The 19,405-nt window shown below is 35.3% G+C and carries 20 protein-coding genes; 12 read left to right on the forward strand and 8 right to left on the reverse strand.

Annotation, left to right across the window (positions count from 1 at the left end; genetic code table 11):
- The first annotated feature begins 88 nt into the window (after window positions 1-88).
- The gene (locus ACQV2Q_RS00400; RefSeq protein ID WP_428881646.1) at window positions 89-550 is read left to right on the forward strand and encodes a peroxiredoxin family protein; all 462 of its coding nucleotides are present in this window, start codon (window positions 89-91) and stop codon (window positions 548-550) included.
- Between the two features lie 87 nt (window positions 551-637).
- Here the strand turns inward: ACQV2Q_RS00400 and ACQV2Q_RS00405 are convergent, their stop codons facing one another.
- The 4 genes from ACQV2Q_RS00405 to ACQV2Q_RS00420 form a co-directional block, all read right to left on the reverse strand.
- Complete coding sequence (locus ACQV2Q_RS00405; RefSeq protein ID WP_428874925.1) at window positions 638-937, reverse strand: antibiotic biosynthesis monooxygenase family protein; 300 nt, start codon at window positions 935-937, stop codon at window positions 638-640.
- A 155-nt stretch (window positions 938-1,092) separates the two neighbouring features.
- Window positions 1,093-2,148: a hypothetical protein gene (locus ACQV2Q_RS00410; RefSeq protein ID WP_428874924.1), complete on the reverse strand. Its 1,056-nt coding sequence runs from the start codon at window positions 2,146-2,148 to the stop codon at window positions 1,093-1,095.
- Window positions 2,149-2,168: 20 nt separating this feature from the next.
- Window positions 2,169-2,786: a hypothetical protein gene (locus ACQV2Q_RS00415; RefSeq protein WP_428881647.1), complete on the reverse strand. Its 618-nt coding sequence runs from the start codon at window positions 2,784-2,786 to the stop codon at window positions 2,169-2,171.
- Between the two features lie 154 nt (window positions 2,787-2,940).
- Entirely contained in the window at window positions 2,941-4,803 is a 1,863-nt protein-coding gene (locus ACQV2Q_RS00420; protein WP_428881648.1) for an alkaline phosphatase, read from the reverse strand.
- 457 nt (window positions 4,804-5,260) lie between these two features.
- Between ACQV2Q_RS00420 and ACQV2Q_RS00425 the strand changes: the two genes are divergently transcribed.
- The 9 genes from ACQV2Q_RS00425 to ACQV2Q_RS00465 all read left to right on the forward strand — a co-directional run bounded on the left by ACQV2Q_RS00425 (window position 5,261) and on the right by ACQV2Q_RS00465 (window position 14,167).
- The gene (locus ACQV2Q_RS00425) at window positions 5,261-5,911 is read left to right on the forward strand and encodes an alpha/beta hydrolase (protein WP_428874071.1); all 651 of its coding nucleotides are present in this window, start codon (window positions 5,261-5,263) and stop codon (window positions 5,909-5,911) included.
- A 485-nt stretch (window positions 5,912-6,396) separates the two neighbouring features.
- Window positions 6,397-6,675: a hypothetical protein gene (locus tag ACQV2Q_RS00430; protein WP_428881649.1), complete on the forward strand. Its 279-nt coding sequence runs from the start codon at window positions 6,397-6,399 to the stop codon at window positions 6,673-6,675.
- A 561-nt stretch (window positions 6,676-7,236) separates the two neighbouring features.
- The gene (locus tag ACQV2Q_RS00435) at window positions 7,237-8,580 is read left to right on the forward strand and encodes an aminopeptidase C (protein ID WP_428881650.1); all 1,344 of its coding nucleotides are present in this window, start codon (window positions 7,237-7,239) and stop codon (window positions 8,578-8,580) included.
- A gap of 322 nt (window positions 8,581-8,902) precedes the next feature.
- The gene (locus ACQV2Q_RS00440; RefSeq protein WP_428881651.1) at window positions 8,903-10,558 is read left to right on the forward strand and encodes an ABC transporter substrate-binding protein/permease; all 1,656 of its coding nucleotides are present in this window, start codon (window positions 8,903-8,905) and stop codon (window positions 10,556-10,558) included.
- Window positions 10,551-11,303 carry an amino acid ABC transporter ATP-binding protein gene (locus ACQV2Q_RS00445; RefSeq protein WP_428881652.1) on the forward strand — a complete coding sequence of 251 codons (753 nt, stop codon included), beginning with the start codon at window positions 10,551-10,553 and terminating at the stop codon, window positions 11,301-11,303. The genes ACQV2Q_RS00440 and ACQV2Q_RS00445 overlap by 8 nt, the downstream gene beginning before the upstream one ends.
- A gap of 119 nt (window positions 11,304-11,422) precedes the next feature.
- Window positions 11,423-12,163, forward strand: coding sequence for a tRNA threonylcarbamoyladenosine dehydratase (locus ACQV2Q_RS00450; protein WP_428881653.1), 741 nt, complete (start codon window positions 11,423-11,425; stop codon window positions 12,161-12,163).
- A gap of 27 nt (window positions 12,164-12,190) precedes the next feature.
- On the forward strand, window positions 12,191-12,991 hold the full coding sequence (locus tag ACQV2Q_RS00455) for a TatD family hydrolase (protein ID WP_428881654.1): 801 nt from the start codon (window positions 12,191-12,193) through the stop codon (window positions 12,989-12,991).
- A 27-nt stretch (window positions 12,992-13,018) separates the two neighbouring features.
- On the forward strand, window positions 13,019-13,555 hold the full coding sequence (locus ACQV2Q_RS00460) for a GNAT family N-acetyltransferase (RefSeq protein ID WP_428874914.1): 537 nt from the start codon (window positions 13,019-13,021) through the stop codon (window positions 13,553-13,555).
- A 168-nt stretch (window positions 13,556-13,723) separates the two neighbouring features.
- On the forward strand, window positions 13,724-14,167 hold the full coding sequence (locus ACQV2Q_RS00465) for a hypothetical protein (RefSeq protein ID WP_428875791.1): 444 nt from the start codon (window positions 13,724-13,726) through the stop codon (window positions 14,165-14,167).
- Between the two features lie 61 nt (window positions 14,168-14,228).
- On the opposite strand, the gene ACQV2Q_RS00470 is transcribed toward ACQV2Q_RS00465, so the two are convergent.
- The 3 genes from ACQV2Q_RS00470 to ACQV2Q_RS00480 all read right to left on the reverse strand — a co-directional run bounded on the left by ACQV2Q_RS00470 (window position 14,229) and on the right by ACQV2Q_RS00480 (window position 16,171).
- Window positions 14,229-15,305: a YeiH family protein gene (locus tag ACQV2Q_RS00470; RefSeq protein WP_428881656.1), complete on the reverse strand. Its 1,077-nt coding sequence runs from the start codon at window positions 15,303-15,305 to the stop codon at window positions 14,229-14,231.
- Between the two features lie 105 nt (window positions 15,306-15,410).
- A complete protein-coding gene (locus ACQV2Q_RS00475; RefSeq protein ID WP_428881657.1) occupies window positions 15,411-15,752 on the reverse strand; it encodes a hypothetical protein in 342 nt (113 codons plus the stop codon).
- Between the two features lie 11 nt (window positions 15,753-15,763).
- Complete coding sequence (locus ACQV2Q_RS00480; protein ID WP_428872707.1) at window positions 15,764-16,171, reverse strand: helix-turn-helix domain-containing protein; 408 nt, start codon at window positions 16,169-16,171, stop codon at window positions 15,764-15,766.
- A gap of 242 nt (window positions 16,172-16,413) precedes the next feature.
- Between ACQV2Q_RS00480 and ACQV2Q_RS00485 the strand changes: the two genes are divergently transcribed.
- Both ACQV2Q_RS00485 and ACQV2Q_RS00490 read left to right on the forward strand, forming a co-directional pair.
- Window positions 16,414-17,301 (forward strand): class I SAM-dependent methyltransferase, encoded by an 888-nt coding sequence (locus ACQV2Q_RS00485; protein WP_428881658.1) that lies wholly within the window; start codon window positions 16,414-16,416, stop codon window positions 17,299-17,301.
- A gap of 110 nt (window positions 17,302-17,411) precedes the next feature.
- Complete coding sequence (locus ACQV2Q_RS00490; RefSeq protein ID WP_428872711.1) at window positions 17,412-18,764, forward strand: MATE family efflux transporter; 1,353 nt, start codon at window positions 17,412-17,414, stop codon at window positions 18,762-18,764.
- Between the two features lie 26 nt (window positions 18,765-18,790).
- Here the strand turns inward: ACQV2Q_RS00490 and ACQV2Q_RS00495 are convergent, their stop codons facing one another.
- Window positions 18,791-19,399 carry an alpha/beta hydrolase gene (locus ACQV2Q_RS00495; protein ID WP_428872712.1) on the reverse strand — a complete coding sequence of 203 codons (609 nt, stop codon included), beginning with the start codon at window positions 19,397-19,399 and terminating at the stop codon, window positions 18,791-18,793.
- Window positions 19,400-19,405: the final 6 nt, after the last annotated feature.

Below are 19,405 nucleotides of genomic sequence, written 5' to 3' on the forward strand. Positions count from 1 at the left end.
AAACCACTTTATTGATTTAATAAAGCTGAAAGATAGTGATTTTTAAATAGTATATTGTTTAATCAGTGAAAGGAAAGAGATGAATTTTATGGCAAGTATTGAAGTCAATAAAAAGGCCCCAGACTTTGAATTAAAAGATTTCGAAGGAAAGACAGTTAAGCTTTCAGCTTTCAGAGGAAGTAAAAATGTAATGCTTGTATTAAACAGAGGCTTTATATGACCTTTCTGCCGCAAGCACATGATGCAGTTGCATAAAGATTATAATCAGTTTGAAAAAAGAGACACCGCTATTGTCGTCATTGGTCCTGAAAACGAAAAAAAATTCGCAGACTACTGGCATGAAAATGACTTAGAATTTTATGGTCTACCTGATCCAAACCATTCGGTATTAAAATTGTATGGTCAAGAAGTAAATCTTTTTAAGATGGGACGGATGCCAGCTCAAATGTTGGTAGATAAAAAGGGTGAATTGAGATATATTCACTACGGTCATTCCATGAAAGATATCCCTGAAAATAGTGAGATGTTAGATTTGATAGATAGTTTATAATCAATTAACTAAATAAAGAGCAAACAGCACACATGCTGCTTGCTCTTTTGTTTCCTAATCCTATCGAATTATTTAAGATAACTTGGATTATTTTTTAGGCATTTTTTCGTCCTTTAGAATTTCTAATTTATGTGACTCCATCGATTCAATTTCACTGTCATCTGGATCGTCTAATTTTTTTCGATCTTCTGAATTTTCCCAATTTTTCCAATCTTCTTGTGATTTCCATGAGCCTAAAACCACAATTAAATCCTCTTCAATGCCTCTACTGATTGATAAATTAATGAAACCTGGTTGATCATTTATGATTTCACGATTCGATAATTTATTGATGATGCTTTCTGTTTTGCCTACTTTAGGTTTTATATGTTGCATAACTAAAAACATTCATACCATCTCCTTTATTTAAACATTAGCAAAGATGGCATTTATCTTCAATCGATTTGCTCAATCTAACAAGGGATTATTTGTAGTTGTTGATTATTTAATAGGGTTTGGCTGGATGGAAAATTTTAGAATTTAATTTTCGGTGACTTCAACTATTAATTCGTTTGCCATTCATTCGCAGAATAGCATCTATTATTATTTTCAATTTCATTTGCAACAAATAATTTGTGTCCATCATAAAAATATAAGATTTGGTCATTAATGAGCAAAGCAAATGTATGGGCACTTTCAGAATCTTTATTGACTTGACTAGGATCGATCAGTTCAAATTTAGTATCGGCAGGAAAACTGGCGTTGGTCTTCAAATGCATTGCTTGAATGACTTGAACAAAGTCATTACTATTTTTAAATTGAAGCTTAAAATCATTATAATCATCAAGATAGTAATCAAAAGCTTTTTGAAGAATTTCATATGTTTTCTTTTCAACTAGGAAAGCATCTTCATTTTTAAAACTTGTAGCTTTTAATGCGATTCTATTTTCTTGTTCATCATCTAGACCAATCAAATGGTTTACATCGATCACAATTTCATCATTTACTATATAAAGACCAAGGTCTTGATAAACCCTAGCATTTTGATAATTTTCTCGCAGATCATATGCCATTGATTGATAAGGATATAAGCTTTCGGGTTTGCCTTGATTATTTAATAGTACTACCGGTGACACCGTTTTACGAATTAAGCCTGAGCCTAAGCCACCTTCAAACTCTTTGAGACCTCCTGTCAAGATAACGAGGTCTTGATATGGAGCGGGTATAGATTCAATTGTTTCATTCTCATCTACGTAGAAACGTATACTTTCTCCTTTTTCTCGTTGTGTAAAATAGTAGGCCATATTAAATAAGCCACTTTCTTCGATTGAGACAATGATATCTAAGTTAAGATTCAATTTAGGAACTGTTGCTTGTGCTTGATATATACCAACGTACTTTTCAATTTTTTCTGGTGCTTCATATAGACTATCGTCAGGATTAAGAATTTTATCAGGGATAAAATTAGCCTTAATGTGATGTCCTTGGTGATGACCGTCTACTTTCATATGGTTTGTTTCTTTAACATCAGCTTCTGCTTGTGCGAAAGTGGCGTGTGGAAAAAGTAGATTAAGGGTTAAGGCAGTTAAAATTAATAAAGTAATAAATATTCTTTTCATTAGTTCACACCTTTCAGCAATTAGTTGGGTTTAATTCCGTCAATGTATTCATAAGTATTTCCATGATTATCTATTAATTGTCCAGACTGTTGCACAAAAGAAAAAATTTCTTCACCGAATAATTGGACGGTCCAATGATCGTTATTTACAGTGATAGTTGGGCAGGAAATAGTGAAATAATTATAATCATTTTTTTGTGTATATGAAATGTCAGGAATCGTTTGATTAATCAAGTCTAAGATATTTCTTTGTGTCATTTCAGGTGTTATCTGATCTACAATGGCTAGATAAACTTCTTTTAAGTTAATTGGAAGATTATTTTCTTTCTTATATCTCTCTTGAACAGATATAGAATAATTCTTAAGGTCTGGATAAGGGTAAGCATTAAATTCGAATAACCATTCTATAAATTCTTGATCAATGGTGTCATCGTGATGGTCTTTGTTTGATTTAATATCTTTTTCCACATCTTGCTGTTCATTATCATAGTTATCTTCATGGTCGTGTCCATAAACAGGGTGAGCATACCCTGATTCATCTTTAATATAGATGATTAATTGGTTTTCTTGAAAAAGCAATCCTTCAATACTACTTGCTTCAGGGGCTAGATAGTATCCGCTGAAAGGTAATTCTTTCATGCTTGAGCTTTCAGCTTTAACAAGAGAACAAGGTGAGAGTAGGGAAATAACCAAAAGGAAACTTGCTAAAATAGATTTAAGTTGCATAAGATTCTCCTTAAAGAATAAAAGCACAGCCTTATCTTAGCTGTGCTTTTTGTGACTAATGTATTAATTATTCAGCAGAGCTTTCAATTACTTCTTCAGGTTCTTCTTCAGAGTTACTGCTTTCTTCAGCCGATGAATCTTCAGAACTTTCCTCACTTGTTTCAGAATCTGAACTTTCTTCAACACTTTCTTCAGAAACTTCTTCTACTTCAACTGTTTCTTCAGAAGCTTCTTCTTTATCGTTTTCCTCAATAGATCCAGAAAACTTCTTTGTTACTTCTAAAGGAGCCATTTTAGTATCGCCACCTTCATATAATCCCATGGCTGCTAAAATCTTATAGGCAATATCTGTATTTTCAAAATTACCTTCAAACATTGCAGCGCCAGCACCGATTGCAAAAACTGGAACTTTCTCAGGTGAGTGGTCAACAGTTGTGAATGCTAAACCAGCTTTACGTGCTAATAGACGTGTAGCAGCGATTGATAATGGTTCATATGCATGGTAGCCTTTGATAATATCTGCTTGACCCAGATTACGTTCTTCATATGGTTTCATTGTTTGTTCGAAAGCATAACGTAATTCTGCCAATTCATAAGGTGTTACTAACATTAAGTCTTTGGCTTCTTCTTCACCTTCTTCAGCCGCTTTCTCGACTTCGCCAGCAGTCTTCACAACTTCTTCTGCTTCCAGGTCAAAGATAAATCCGAAGTTTTCTTCTAGTAATGGAACAGCATCTTCAAAAGTCATTTCTGGATTTTCTTCTTTGGCCTTAGCAAAGATTACATCAAATTGTTCTTGAGAAACTTTTTGATTGTCTAGTAAATGGAAGTAAGAGTTATAACCTGTTTCCGAGTTTCCGATGGTGAAACCGCCGGTAGGATGATCAGCAGTTACAACGATTAAAGTTTCTTCAGGATGTTCATAGTAGAAATCAATTGCTTCTTGGATAGAGTCTTGAAAGTCAATCACTTCTTTAATAGTTGTTGCGGCATCATTAGCGTGCTCTGCCCAGTCAATCTTACCAGATTCTGTCATCATGAAGAAACCTTCTTCGTTAGCGCTTAGGACTTCAATTCCTTTAGCGACCATATCTGCTAATGTAGGTTCACCTTCTTGTCGATCAATCGCATATTTCATAGAAGAACCATCTGATTCAGAAAGAACAGATGCAGGTGCATAAACTTTCTCAGTGTCAGCAGTAATAGTATCGAATTCTTCTTGAGTATCTGCTACCATATATCCTTTTTCTTCTAATACCTCGTATAAGTCTTTTTGATCATCTTCAGCACCTGTTCGCTTACCAAGAGAACCCCCTGCAAAATATTCAAAGTTTGAAGCAGCCATTTGTTCACCAATTTCGTAATAATTTCTACGGTGTTCAACGTTTGAATAGAAGGCAGCAGGAGTCGCATGATTTAAAGTTACTGTCGATAGGATACCAACGGCTTTTCCCTGAGCTTGAGCTTTTTCAGCAATTGATTCTGTTTGTTCGGTATAGCCAGGTGTTAGACCAATGACGTTTGAATCAATCTTTACGCCATTTCCAAATGCGGTAGCAGTACCAGCAGAGTCCGGAACATAATGGTCAGCATCGGTTGGGTTTTGCAGACCAACAACAGGAAATTTAGCAAAATTTAACGGTTGAGCGACTGCTTGACCGTTACCTTCGTCACCATTATCTGGACCTAAGTAATATTCAGCCGCAGAAACAGGGATATTTCCCATGCCATCTCCGATAAATAAGAAGACATATTTTGCTCGGTTTTTAGAAATAAGAGATAAATCTTCAGTTAACGCACGGCCTTCTTCCAAGGTTGCTACTGGAAGTTCCGACCATTGACCTTCTTCTTGTTTAGCAGAAGTCATTGTAGGGGCACATACTGACATTAATACAGAAGCACATAATGATAGAATTACTGTTTTTTTCATTGGCTCAATCCTTCTTTATAATTTATTGATGATTTATTCATCTAGATATAAGTTAGCAGAGCATTGTAAATTTTTAGTAAATTCTAAGTAAAAGTAAGGTAAATTTTCAACAATTTATTAAGAAATGACTCCAAATTGTACAAAAGAGAATAAGATTGTTGCGACAAGAGTACAAAGATGAATAACTGGTATATCAATAGGCTACTAGACCAACATAAATGATAATAGCTACGGTATAAACAAGCTAAACACAGCAACTATTACTATGTTAAAATGTAATTATTATTATTTGTTTATAAGTTGAGTTAAAGTCCCCATAAATTTATGATTTTTATCCATTGAGCAAGTTTGTGGAACATTCAAAACACTTTGAAAGTTGTCTTAGTATCGCTGTATAATTAATTTATGTATTTAACCACTTTAACAATCTGTTTTTGATAAGATTAAGGAGAGCAATATGTTAGAAGAATGTATCTATTTTATTAATGGTTTTGGTGGCATGAAGGAAGAGAGTGAAATTTTTTTGAAATTATTGTCTAAAAAAGGCTTAGGAGTAAATTATCTCTATTTACCCGGACATGAAGAGGCCTTTAATGACAATGTAGTAGCTAAAGAAGAACTGATTAACTTTTATAAGGATACTATCGGGGAGAAACCATCTGTTATAATAGGGCATTCTATCGGGGGTGAAATAGCTGCTTTTCTAGCTGCACATTTAAGTAATATAACTAAAGTCATTTTACTTGATGGAGGGATTATCTCAAGTGAAGATTTTGGAGTATCACTGGAAGATGAACTGATCAATGCAAAACAGATCCTATCTAGCGGTAATTATAAATATATGAACGAGGAGAGCGCTTTGAATCTTTTGAGTCTTAATCATTCGATTCAGTTATCGATTACTAGTAAAGCATATAAAACACCTACATTGCTTCTGATTAGTGATCTTCAAGAGGTTTTACCGACCAAGCTAAAAAGATCTAAAAATTTAAATGATAATATAAGCATGAAAATTATCGAAAACGCGAGTCATGCTATCTATCAAGACCAACCTGAAAAAATAGCTGAAGAAATTGCTAGTTGGCTGAATATGACTAATTGTAAATAGCTTAAATTATCCTGGTCTTTGTTTGGCAATGATCCGATCTATAGGATATGCTGACATAGGTAATAAGAGGAGACTTGGTATGGAAATCATTAATGTGACTGCTGAAGTTGATCCATTATTTGTAAATGGGCAGTTTCAAATCAGTTTATGAAAGAATATATGGATAGATGGTTAGCCAACTATCAGGATTTACTGTCTGATGACGCCAAAAGAGTGTTTGTTGGTGGGAAGTTTAGCTTTTAAACAATTATTTCCCCATTAAAAAAAGGACTTTTTCAGAAAGCAAAAAGCGGTTCAAAGTAGTAGACTCATTTAGGCAAGTAACTGGGGGGTTAAATAAAAAAGTTATTCAAGCATTTGGCAAAGAGCTAGATTTTACAATTATGCTTTATTTAGGTTTATGTAATGGGGCAGGTTGGGTGGTAGAACTGGACAGAAGAACTTATATTCTAGTGGGAATTGAAAAAATGATCGAATGAGATTGGATGAGTAAAGACCGTATGTATGGACTTATTTTTCAAGAATTAGGGCATGTCTATCATCAACAATATGGTAATTTTGACCAATTTGAGCAAGGTGAAAACTATTTTTTATGGTTACTCTTTACCGAAGGAATTTCAATGTATTTTGAGCAAGTCTTAGCAGGAAATTTGAATTATTTTCATCAAAAGACTAATGGATGGTTAGAATGGTGCAATCTTCACTTAACGACTATCAATAAAGATTTTGATAATGATATCAGCAAAATGACCACTGAGAATTAAATTTTCTTTGGTGATAGGTTAAGATGTCAAGTAAGACCCGATTGTGGATATCCAGGAGCACTTTTTGTACAATATATCTGATCTAAGGTTCATTTTAATCAAGTGGGGGGGTTTTGGCTGGAATTTTTAAATTGTAGCTATATTCGATGACTGATCATAAAGTATGTTGTGACTTAGCAAGGTATAGACTGAAGGGTATTTTAGGTTAACCTAAAAATTTATTGCAAGTACTCTAATTTTGTTATAAAATATTATTAGGGAATGGCTGTAGCTTTATATAATTAATTAAGTTTAATGGTGGCACTGAGTTTTTATATAGTAAGTTTAGAAGCCTATTTAATCGCTAATTCTATATAAATTCTTAAGGGATTTAAGCTTTGAAGGCCAGTCCTATATCTTATTAATTAGTTAAAATGATTAGTTATTAAAGGAAGTGGTGTGAATAGTAGTGATTATTTTTTAAGCTATTCTTTAGAAAAATATTTAAAGACTAGCCAGAATAAATGAAGAAGTTCTCTATTATTAGAATGGACTCTAAAAAATCTTATTTAAAGAAAGGAAATGACTATGACAATCAATCAAGAATTAATACAATCATTCAAAACAAAATATCAAGCAGAAACGATCAATCATGCAGTAGAAAATGCGGTAGCTAAAGTTGGGTTCAATCAATCTTCATTTAATAATGAGGCCGTGAGAGACCATACCTTCGTTTTCTCCGATGAAACAAAAAGAGGCAAGATTACCGATCAGAAGAAAAGCGGTCGTTGCTGGATGTTTGCTGCCTTAAACGGTGCGCGTGTAAATACAATGGAAGAGTTAAATTTAGAAACTTTTGAATTTTCGCAAAATTATACCCTCTTCTGGGATAAGCTAGAAAAATCAAACTTCTTCTTGGATTCTATCATTGAAACGGTAGAGGAACCTTTAAATTCACGTGTGGTACAACATTTATTGCAAGCGCCGGTCGAAGATGGTGGACAATGGGATATGTTCACAGCCTTACTACAAAAGTATGGTTCAGTTCCTAAATCGGTAATGCCAGAAACTTACCATTCTTCTAATACTTATGAAATGGTAGCAATCATTACTAAACGTTTAAGAGCCTTTGCTAAAGAATTAAGAACGGCTTATCAAAATAAGGCTTCAAAAGAAGATTTGAAAGCAATGAAAGAGGATATGCTGTATGTTATATATAACATCTTAGTTAAAGCCTTGGGACAGGTTCCAGAGAAGTTCTCTTACAGTTACCGCGACAAGGATGGAAAATATCACCGTATTGAAGACATCACACCACAAGATTTCTTTAATAAGTATGTGGGTTGGGATTTAGAAGGTAAAGTCAGTGTAATCAACGCACCGACTGAAGATAAGCCTTTCGGACGGGCGTTCACTGTTAAATATTTAGCCTCTGTAGCCGAAGGCCACCCGATTACTTATATTAATGCACCAATTGAAGTGCTTAAAGAAGCTGCAATTGCTTCAATCAAAGATGGCAAGCCAGTTTGGTTTGGTTGTGATGTTGGTAAGATGAGTGATCGTGAATTGGGTATTATGGATAAAGACTTATACGAATATGAGGCTATCTTAGCTGAAGCGCCTCAATTAAATAAGGCTGAGCGCTTAGATTATGGGGAGAGTTTATTAACTCACGCCATGCTTTTAGTAGGTGTGGACCTAGATGCTGATGGTAAACCAGTCAATTGGAAGGTTGAGAACAGTTGGGGTGAAAAATCTGGCGATAAAGGTATCTTCTCAATGAGTGATCAATGGTTTGACGAGTATAACTATCAAGTGACTGTTGATAAGAAATACCTTGATCAAAAATGGTTAGATGCTCTTAATCAACCAGTCATTGAATTAGAACCATGGGATCCAATGGGATCTTTAGCTGATTGGAACTAAGATGATCCAGTTTAAAATAACCCCTAAATTTAATAATTAAATATAAACAAATAACTCCTTAGATCATGAAGACAGTATAATTTGCAGAGAGCATTATACATGTGTAATTATGAATCAAAGGAGTTTTTTGATCTGTTTTTTTAGAAAAAATAGAAATACTATTACAAAAAATATTAACATTTCGATCTGTCTCATTAAGAAGCTTTAATAATAGTCTATACATTCAACATTTTTAATAATAGTCTATACATTCAAAACTTGACCAAATTTACTATAAAAGGTATATTTATTTTTTATAGTAAAAATTACGAGGAGGATCAGAATGGAACAGAATCAAGGACTGTTTAAAAAGCTCAGTGTCTTAATCTTAATGTTTATATTGCTTTTGCCTGTTAAAATGATTGTAGGTGCTGAAGACAAGAAGTTATCAACTATTAATAGTGAACAGATCCAAGAAGGACTTGAAGATCCTGGTGTTTTAAAAGTAGGAATGGAAGCTAATTATTCACCTTTTAACTGGTCGCAACCTTCTCTAGTAAATGGAGCGCTCCCTATTTCTAACTCTAAAGGAGAGTTTGGCAATGGCTATGATGTCCATATCGCACAAGAGTTAGCGCAACAGTTAGGTTTGGAATTAGAAATTGTAAAATTAGAGTGGGATGGTTTACCTCCAGCTTTAAATTCTGGTAAGGTAGATGCTATCATTGCTGGCATGTCGGTCACACCAGAGCGTAAGAAGGAAATTGACTTTTCTGATAATTATTATGAAAGTCAGATGGTCCTGGTAGTTCGCAAAGATTCTGATTTTGTCGATGCTCAATCCATCGAAGATTTTTCAAATGCTAAAGTAACCGCTCAGCTAAATACCTTCCATTATGGCTTAATCGATCAAATACCTAATGTCCAGAAAGGGACAGCTTTGGATTCTTTTCCAACCATGATTTCTTCCGTCCTATCAGGTAAAATTGATGCTTATTTATCGGAAGAACCAGGAGCCATGGCTGCTGTAGCTGCTAACACCGACTTAACTTATGTAAAATTTACTAAAGAGAATGGCTTTGATCTGAGTCAGGTAGATACAGGAATCGCGATTGGTTTACGTAAAGGAAGTCCTTTGGTGGAACCAATTAATCAAGCTTTAAGTCAGATTGATGAAGAGGAACGGATAGCATTGATGAAAGAAATGGTAGAACTCAATCAAGGTCAAGAAAACCTTAGCTTTTGGCAAGATGTTCAGGCTTTGTGGGCTAGTTACGGTAATCAATTTATTCGTGGTGCCTTGAACACTCTATTCATTGCGCTGTTTGCAACCATTGTGGGGTCCGTAATTGGACTCTTGATTGCAGTGATCCGTTCGATGAAGGACTTGTTCCAAAAAGGTCGCCCTTCTTATTATTTGTTTAAAGTAGTTGATTTTCTTTTAGTTACCTACATCGAAATTTTTAGAGGAACACCGATGATGGTTCAAGCCATGTTAATTTTTTATGGTCTAAAACTTTTCTTTGATATTGATCTTTCTTCAATGACAGCAGCTTTATTTATTGTTTCAATTAATACAGGTGCCTATCTATCTGAAGTCATGCGTGGAGGTATTCAAGGGGTGGATAAGGGACAATATGAAGGGGCCAAAGCAATTGGTATGACCCACGGACAAACCATGCGACATGTGGTATTACCGCAAGCTGTCTTATCGATTCTACCAACTTTAGGAAATGAGTTTGTGATTAATATCAAAGATACTTCCGTTTTAAATGTTATAGCAGTGACAGAATTGTTCTTTGTTTCCAAGTCTGTCGCAGGATCGACCTATCAGACTTTCCAGACCTTCTTGATTACCTCAGTGATTTATTTTGTTTTAACGTTTACGACCACTCGTATTTTAAATTTAATTGAGAGAAAGATGTCAGGTTCTCATTCTTATACAGTTGTTCAGTCTTCATCCACAGAAGCGGTCAAGGGGGTGAAAACACATGACTAATGAAAATAAAATCTTAGAGATTGCTCACTTATCTAAAAAATTTGGGGACAACTTAGTCTTAAAAGACATTGATTTTAGCGTGAAACAAGGAGAGGTCATCTCTATTATTGGCTCTTCAGGTTCAGGAAAATCAACCCTTCTGAGATGTCTCAATCTTCTAGAGCAACCGAGCGGAGGGGATATTTTTTATAAAGGCAAGTCAGTGATGACCAATCATTACCCTTTGAATCACTATCGAGCAGAAGTGGGAATGGTTTTCCAACAGTTTAACCTTTTTAATAATATGAATGTTTTGAAGAATTGTACCATTGGACAAGTTAAAATCTTGGGACGGACAAAAGAAGAAGCAGAGCAAATTGCTATGGCCAACTTGACTAAGGTGGGTATGGCTCCTTATGTCAATGCGCGTCCTAAACAATTGTCAGGTGGACAACAGCAAAGAGTTGCTATTGCTCGGGCTTTATCAATGGATCCAGAATTATTACTGTTTGATGAGCCGACTTCAGCGCTTGACCCAGAAATGGTAGGAGAGGTATTAGATACCATGACCCAATTAGCAAGAGAGGGTCTGACAATGATAGTAGTGACTCATGAAATGGCTTTTGCCCGTGATGTTTCTAGTCGGGTTGTTTTTATGGACAAAGGTGTAATTGTGGAAGATGGCTTAGCCCAGCAAGTGATTAATGAGCCCCAGCATGAGCGAACTAAATTGTTCTTAAGTCGTTTTCATAAAGAGCAAATGTAAAAATTAATAGACCTAAAAGAGGTGATCTTTATGACCACCTCTTTTAATAAGATCTAATTAGAGCGATGGTGTTATAATAAAAAAGCAGCTAATAAACTTAAAAGATTAAGGATGATGTTATGGAAGCAAAAATACCAACAAGACTCTCAAGGGTGAGCCTGCTCTTAAAAGAAGAGGGCCTAAGTCGGTTAGCTCAATCAAGAGTGGTAGTATTGGGGCTAGGCGGAGTAGGTTCTGCTTGTGCTGAGGCGTTAGCTCGAGGAGGAGTAGGCTATTTAACGATAATTGATGGAGATATTATTGAAGAAAGCAATATTAATCGTCAAGCTTTAGCCTTTTCATCAACCGTGGGTAAGGTTAAAGCAGATGTTATGAAAGCGATGATCGCTGAAATCAATCCGGACTGCCAAGTGGATGCCCGTCAAATATTTCTAACCAAAGAAAATATTGAGGAAATTTTAACTGATCTAGCAGGAGTGGATTATATAATTGATTGTATTGATACTATCTCTCAAAAATTAGAAATTGCAGCCTTTTGTCAAAAAGAAAAATTGCCCTTAATTTCATCTATGGGGGCAGCGAATAAATTAGATCCGACTTACTTAAACTTTAGTAAAATAGAAAAGACCTCTTATTGTCCCCTTTCAAAGATTATACGTCTAGAGTGCCGTAGAAGAGACATTAAAAATTTAGAGGTTCTTTATTCTAATGAACAACCCTTCAAAGTTGAAAATCCTACTGGCAATACAAAATCACAAACCTTAGGTTCGATGAGTTATATGCCACCAATTATGGGAATGATGCTAGCAGGAAAAGTGATCCGACGTTTGGCAGGGAAGGAAGAATATAAAGTTTGGTAAATCGAAGTAAGAAGGAGAGGAGAGACTATGAATTTATTAGATAGTCACTATCACTTTGATTTTATAAAAGACCAACAGGCTCGTCAGTTATTTTTAGAAACAATTGCTAAAGAAAAGCTTAAAATTGTGGCTCAAACTGTCACACCCTCAGGTTTTATTGAGTTAAAGGATAGCCTCAAAAAAATGGATTGTGATCAAAAGTTTCTGCCTTATTTATCTTTAGGTTTTCATCCTTGGTGGATTAAGTCTAAGGAACAAGCGAATAAGGAGTTAGCTATCTTTCAAGGGGAATTAGACCAATCTCTTTTAATAGGAGAAGTCGGTTTAGATTTTTCGACCAATGGATTGGAAAAAGCGGATGAGGACTTACAGATTTATGTTTTCTCAAACATTCTATCACTATTAGCTGAGCGTTTAAATAATCATTATGTGTTATCAATCCACGCAGTACAATCAGCTTCAAAAGTATTGGACTTAATAGAAAGTCATTCTGCTAAGAATATTACGGCAATTTTACACCGCTTTAATGGAACCAGTGATCAATTAACCAGACATCGAGATCAAGGAGGTTATCTATCTGTTCATCCGACGATGTTAAATACAAAAAAAGGACGCGCCTATGTTCAACAAATAGCTGGAGATCACATTTTACTTGAGAGTGATTGGCCAACGGAGGATAAGATTATTTGTGATAGAAAAGAAGTTCAGCATATGGCTAAATCTTTAAAAGAACTTCTTAGGCAAACCGTCATAGATTTATCAGCCATCCGACAAGAAGAGATGGGACCAGTTATCGCTAGGACGCAAGCCAAAATTTATAAAGTATAAAACCACTTTGAAAGGGATAAGCCTAATATGAATATCGAACTTGTTAAGTTAGAGAAAAAACATCAGCTACTATTAATTGAGATGATCGAAGAATGGAAAGAAGACATAGAAAAAAATCAAACAGATGGTTCGCCATCGGCCATCTTTCGTCATGATCCACATGATTTTGGAGGATATATTAAGAGTATAGAAGATAAAGAAGCTGTACACTCAGACCGTGTACCGGATTCGACCTTTTTTTGTCTCGACCGCAATCGGAATGTTTTGGTAGGGGCAGTGAATATTCGCCATTATTTAAATGATGGCCTTTTACTAAAGGGTGGACATATAGGAGACGGTATTCGACCGAGTGAGCGACGCAAAGGTTATGCCACAGCAATGATAGGATTAGCACTAAAAGAGTGTAAACGAATCGGTATAAAAAGGGTTTTAATGATTTGTAATAAAGAAAATATTGGGTCCGCGAAATCCATTCAAAAAAATGGTGGCGTTTTAGAAAATGAAGTAGTTTATCCTGATGGCACTGTCGATCAAAGGTATTGGATAGAGCTAAGGGATGAATAATGAAGTATTATCTTTTCAAAAATTGTTCTATTTTTTGAGCATACTTAACTAGAAAATGATGTGTTAAAGACAAAGTATGTGGTGAGTCGTTAAAAACAACTTGCAAAGGGCTTAAGGTATTTGTTAGAGTAAAAAAGTTAAAAACACAATTAGAAAGGTGACATTATTTTGCATTCGATAAACTTTGAAACATTTAAACGCTTTGCTTTTCCCGTTCATCTTGGAATTATCATGCCCTTAATTATGACTGCCATGCAGGGGCAAGTCGTATTCCCTGAAATGTTAGTTAAACTATCTGTTCTTTTACCCGTTTCAGTAATTCTTGGGGCTTATCTTCTTGATATACCAAAAATGTCTGAGCAATTCAATGAATTACTAGGTATCCAGCATCCAGAATGGTTAAAATTCGTAGTGGGACAATTCCCACCCGCCTTGATCTTTTCTTTTGTCATGGGCTTTCTTGGAGTATGGATGGAAGCGGGCATAAACGGCCAAGCTTTTTTGGGTGTTTTAAAGGGGCTTCCCTTAACAGTTTTTATCTCTATGATTATTCAAATGCTCGTGAGCCTATTGATTGATAAGGGCTATCAAAAATGGTTCTTTTCAAATTAAGCAGTTAATTAAATAGAAAAGAACGGTTAACTAGATAACTCTACTAGTTAACCGTTTTTGATTAAGGAAGATTACTATAAAAAGTAGCGGTTAGAGCTTGAACGGTTAGTGAAACGAGACTGATAGCTATCCAACAAGAGAGGCCAAGTAAAATGGGTTTCTTTCCTTCTCTAATTAGTTCACTTAATTGAGAGTTTAACCCGATAGCCGCCATAGCCATACTGATAAAAAATTTAGCGAGAGTTTTTATCAGGGGAATAAACTTTTCGACGTAACTATAGGTAAATGCATTTGTTGGAAGAAGGTCCACTATGGAAGTGACTAAGGCAGCTAAAATAAAATAGAGAATAAATGTAGGAAGTAAGTGAAAAATAGTGGCTTTTGCGTGTTCATTTTCCTTACGAGCTTGCATCAAAGATAGACCTATCGTAATGGGAATAATGGCTAGTGTTCGTGTTAATTTGACCGTTACTGCAGCAGATAGGATGCCTTCCACTTGATAGAAGCTTTCTGCTGTCGCTGCTGCGGCAGTCACTGAAGAAGTGTCATTAACTGCAGAACCTGCGAAGATAGCAAAACCTTCTGTTCCTAATCCTAAGTTATAACCTAAAGTAGGGAAAATCAAAGCAGCCAGTACATTAAAAATAAAAATAATTGAAATAGCCTGAGCAACTTGCTTATCATCTGCTTCAATAACTGGAGCAGTGGCTGCAATTGCAGAACCTCCACAAATAGCTGATCCGACCCCAATTAAAGTCGCTAATTTCGTTTCCATCTTAAATTGCTTATGAAAGAACCAAGCAACCAGTAGCGCAATCGAGATAGTAGCAACTATTACAGGTAAGCTTTTGCTACCAACTTTAATAATCATTGAGAGGTTCAAGGAGAAACCTAATAAAACAACTGCCCATTGTAGGATGTTTTTCGCTGAAAAGCGAATACCGAGATGAAAAATGGCATGATTAGCTAATTGGGACTGAATGAGACTGATGATCATGCCTATTAAGATAGCAAAGACGGGTGCTCCAATAATCGCCAGTGAAAAGTTTCCAATCGATACACTAGCTAAAAGGCTAGCAAAAATAGCAATCAAGAAACATAAAAGAAGTCCTGGAAGTTTATTTTTTACTGAGTTCATGTAAAGAGATCTCCTTTAATTTTATATCACATCTATCCTACCAAACTTTATTAATTAATAAAATAACAAAAACCCTACTTTTTCTAATAAAGATAGGCGAACTAGTTAGGCATAGAAATAAACAATGCAGATAAGTAGGATAATCGTCCCACAAAGGTGGCAAATAAGAGAGATACTAGCTTCTCTTTTATATTGCTTCATTAAGAGTTGATCATAGGAAGTGAGTTTATCTTTAGGAAATTTCCTTCTGCCGATAAGATAGAGTAAGATATTTGAAGAGTTGTTTCCAGCGATATTAAAAATACCCCAAAATTTGGGATGTTTTAACCCTCGCGCCTTAGCATCAATAATAGTCATTTTATAGATGAAGTAAGCTAATAAGCTGCCAGAAGCCAGCGCAATGGTAGCGACAATTACAATTATAAATATTTTGATAGTTTCATTCATTTTTACGCCTCCTATATTCTTTGAATGATTTCATGAATAATGATTCCTGCCGTTATGGCCATTATAATAAAAATAGCAAGTAGCCATTCGACATGGTTAGGCATCAGGTGATGGAGTATGAATAGTGCTAAGATGATAGTTAAACTAATTAAAATAATCTTAAATAAATGTTTGTTACTACGAACTACATTTGAACTTTCTTGATAATGATTAATCAATTTTTCGTCTCCTTTCATCAATTGATCCAGACTGATTTGATAAAGATTGCTAAGGTCTATGACACTCCGAATATCAGGGTAATTTTTCTCGTTTTCCCAATTTGAAACGGATTGACGAGTAACCCCAATTTTTTCTGCAACTTCTTCTTGAGTTAAATTTGCATGCAAGCGTGCTGTTTTGAGTTGTTGGCCAAGACTCATAATGTCGCCTCCTTCTGTTTTAAATTTAGCATTTTCACTTGATATGTCTAGCGAAAGTCTTTTACATTCGTAAAATAATAGTGGAAAAGATGTTTTACATGACCCTATCATCCATTTTAAGACCTTGATGGGCAAATTTAATCAAAAATTACTAATAAATGATATAATAGGCTCTGTTAAAAAATCTGAAAACACAAAATATCATGTTTGAAGTTAGGTTGGAACGAAAAGAGGGGGATACAATGAACAGGTTAAATTTTTGGTCTAACCAAGTACAGGGAATTCAAACGCTCTATTCTAGTCGTAAACTACGTTTTAGTAAGGAAAATGCCAATGCTTATCAAACCATTTTTAATATCGATCAAAAACTTCCTCTTAGAATTTTAGAAATAGGTTGTGGGCCGGGTGCTTTATGTCAGGTATTAAAAGATTGGTACCCGAATGCCAATGTAATTGGATTAGACCGCGATCACAACTTCATAGAATTTGCTAAAGAAAACATTCCTGAAGTTGAATTTTTAGAGGGTGATATTTATAAGCTTCCTTTTGAGGGAAATAGTTTTGATGTTATTCTTTCGAATACAGTGGTTGAGCACATTGAAACAAACACTTTCTTTAAAACACAGTATCATTTATTAAAATCCGGAGGAGTCTGTCTTTGTCTCAGTCAAGCTCAAGGGGTCATTCACCAAGCACCGGCTTTGCTTTCTTTTAATGAAGATGAAAATACCTTTTGGCAGCAGATTGAAGTCTTAACAAACGGCCAAGATGATAGTATCCAAACTTTTCAACTAGGTAAGTATAAATTAAACGAGCAAGAATTGCCTCAAATAATGGAAAAGTTTGGTTTCCAAGACGTCTCAATGTCCTATGTTACGACTCATTTGACCCCGGATAATCCACAAGTAAGTGATCGCTTGGCTCATGCGATGATTGAGAGCGACCGTCTCGGTGATCTTGAAATATTGAACAGATTATTCAAGAATCCCCTTTTAAAAGAATTACAAAAAGACATTGAACAAATGATTGCAAAGACCAATCAAAAGTATGATAAAAGATGGGTGCTTTATCAAAAGGGCCAAAACAGTGGGATACGAAGATTTCTACTACCAACGTCCTTAGAGGAATAAAATGAAGCCATTAAAACTTATTGAAAGATCTTTTTTCTTTCACTAAGTTTTTGGTGATTGTAATTAGTGCTTCAACTTGTTACTATTTATTGAGATATGGAGGAGTAGCAATGAGAAATTTAGATTTATTAAACGGTAAGATATTTAAAACAATGTTGAAATTATCGACGCCTTTAATGTTAACTGCTTTTATTCAAATGACTTACACTTTAACCGATATTGCCTGGATTGGAAGACTCTCTACTGAGGCTGTAGCTGCAGCAGGACAAGTTGGCTTTGCTTTGTGGATTGCTTCGAGTTTGATGTTGATCCCTCGAATTGGAATGAGTGTCCTGACGGCACAAGCCTATGGGGCACGAGATGAAAAGACAGCACGCTCTTATATTAACAATGGTTTTTGGTTAGCCCTTATAATGGGACTTGCTTTTGGAGGCCTCTTAATTTTATTTAAAGATCCCTTTATTAATTTCTTCCAATTAGAAGATGACGTCAATCAACTGACTGAAGAATATTTGATTGTGATTGCTTCGGGTGTTTTTTTATTTTTTATTAACCCTGTTATATCTGGAGCCTATAATAGTTTAGGTAATAGTAAAACACCTTTTGCCGTCAATACTCTCGGACTGGTTATTAATATTATCTTAGATCCCATCTTAATTTTTGGCTTAGGGCCTCTTCCAGCCCTAGGGATTAAAGGGGCTGCTATGGCAACTATTTTTGCTCAGTTTATGGTATTTATTTTGTATCTTTATGCTATTTATCGCCAAGGAGATTTACTTTACCGCAGTCGCATCCACTTGTGGTCATTTAACAGTAAGAATCTAGGGCAAATCATTAAAGTAGGACTACCACCTTCTATTCAGTCGAATGCACACGCTTTAGTCAGTGTGTTACTAAATCGTTATGTTGCTTCCTATGGTGCTATGCCTTTAGCTGTTACCAGTGTGGGGTCAAACATTGAATCCATTTCATGGATGACCACTGAAGGTTTTGCAGTAGCGATTACGGCTATGGTAGGGCAGAATTATGGAGCTAAACTTTATGAACGAGTAGAAGGGATTTATCAAACGACCATTCGCTCCTTATTAGCCATTGGTTCATTTGCGACCTTAGTTCTTATCGTATTTAGAATGCAGTTCTTCAAGCTATTTATACCAGATGACCAGCAAGCTATCGCTTTAGGAGCTGTTTATTTACTTGTCTTTGGTTTAAGCCAATTATTTATGAGTTTTGAAATTGGTGGAAGTGGCTTCCTTAACGGTTTAGGAAATACTCAAGCCCCTGCAACTGTGAATACTGTTTGTAATTTGTTGAGAATCCCATTTGCTTGGCTGTTTATGCCTAATTATGGTGTGGTTGGAGTTTGGATTGCTATGTCTCTTTCCACTGCTTTAAAAGGAATAATTATTTACTTATTAGCCCGTAAGAATTGGAAAAAGCTCTACCTGTCTCATGCTAATTAGACATAAGAAAGTAGAGCTTAAATTAATTAATTATTCTCTTTTAAATTTGACACCCAATCTTTAGCATCTTGCACAATTTGAGGCGTAATTTGATGGGTATGTACCCATTCAATGGATAGGTCTGCTTGAACGTTTGTTAATTTTTTAATTAAGTCATTGTTTGCTTGCATACTACAGATTGGATCTGCCTCACCCATGGATAAGAAGAGTTGATGATTTGACAAATCTTTCTGCTGATCAATGGCCATAGGGTAGAGTGGGGCAAATAAAATTCCTTTATTAAAGCTTTCTGGATAGTGAATTAAGATATTTAAAGCAATATTAGATCCGTTTGAGAAGCCAATAAATATTACTTTACTTAAATCAAATCCTTTTTCACTACTCATCTTTTTGATGAATTCAACAAGCTCATCACTTCTTTCCGCTAGATCTTCTAAATCATAGAGACCTTCGGCCTTCCGTTTAAAATAACGGAGGGCTCCATTTTCGTTAACAGTTCCTCTTATAGAGAGAATATTAGCTGAAGATGAGATTTCTTTGGCTAAAGGAATAAGGTTAGTTTCGTCTCCTCCTGTACCGTGTAACAGGACAAAAGTGTATTCAGCATTATCAGCTGCGTGATAGATATATTCCATAATTAC

It is taken from the genome of Facklamia sp. P12950 (assembly GCF_050409465.1).
Lineage (GTDB): Bacteria > Bacillota > Bacilli > Lactobacillales > Aerococcaceae > Facklamia.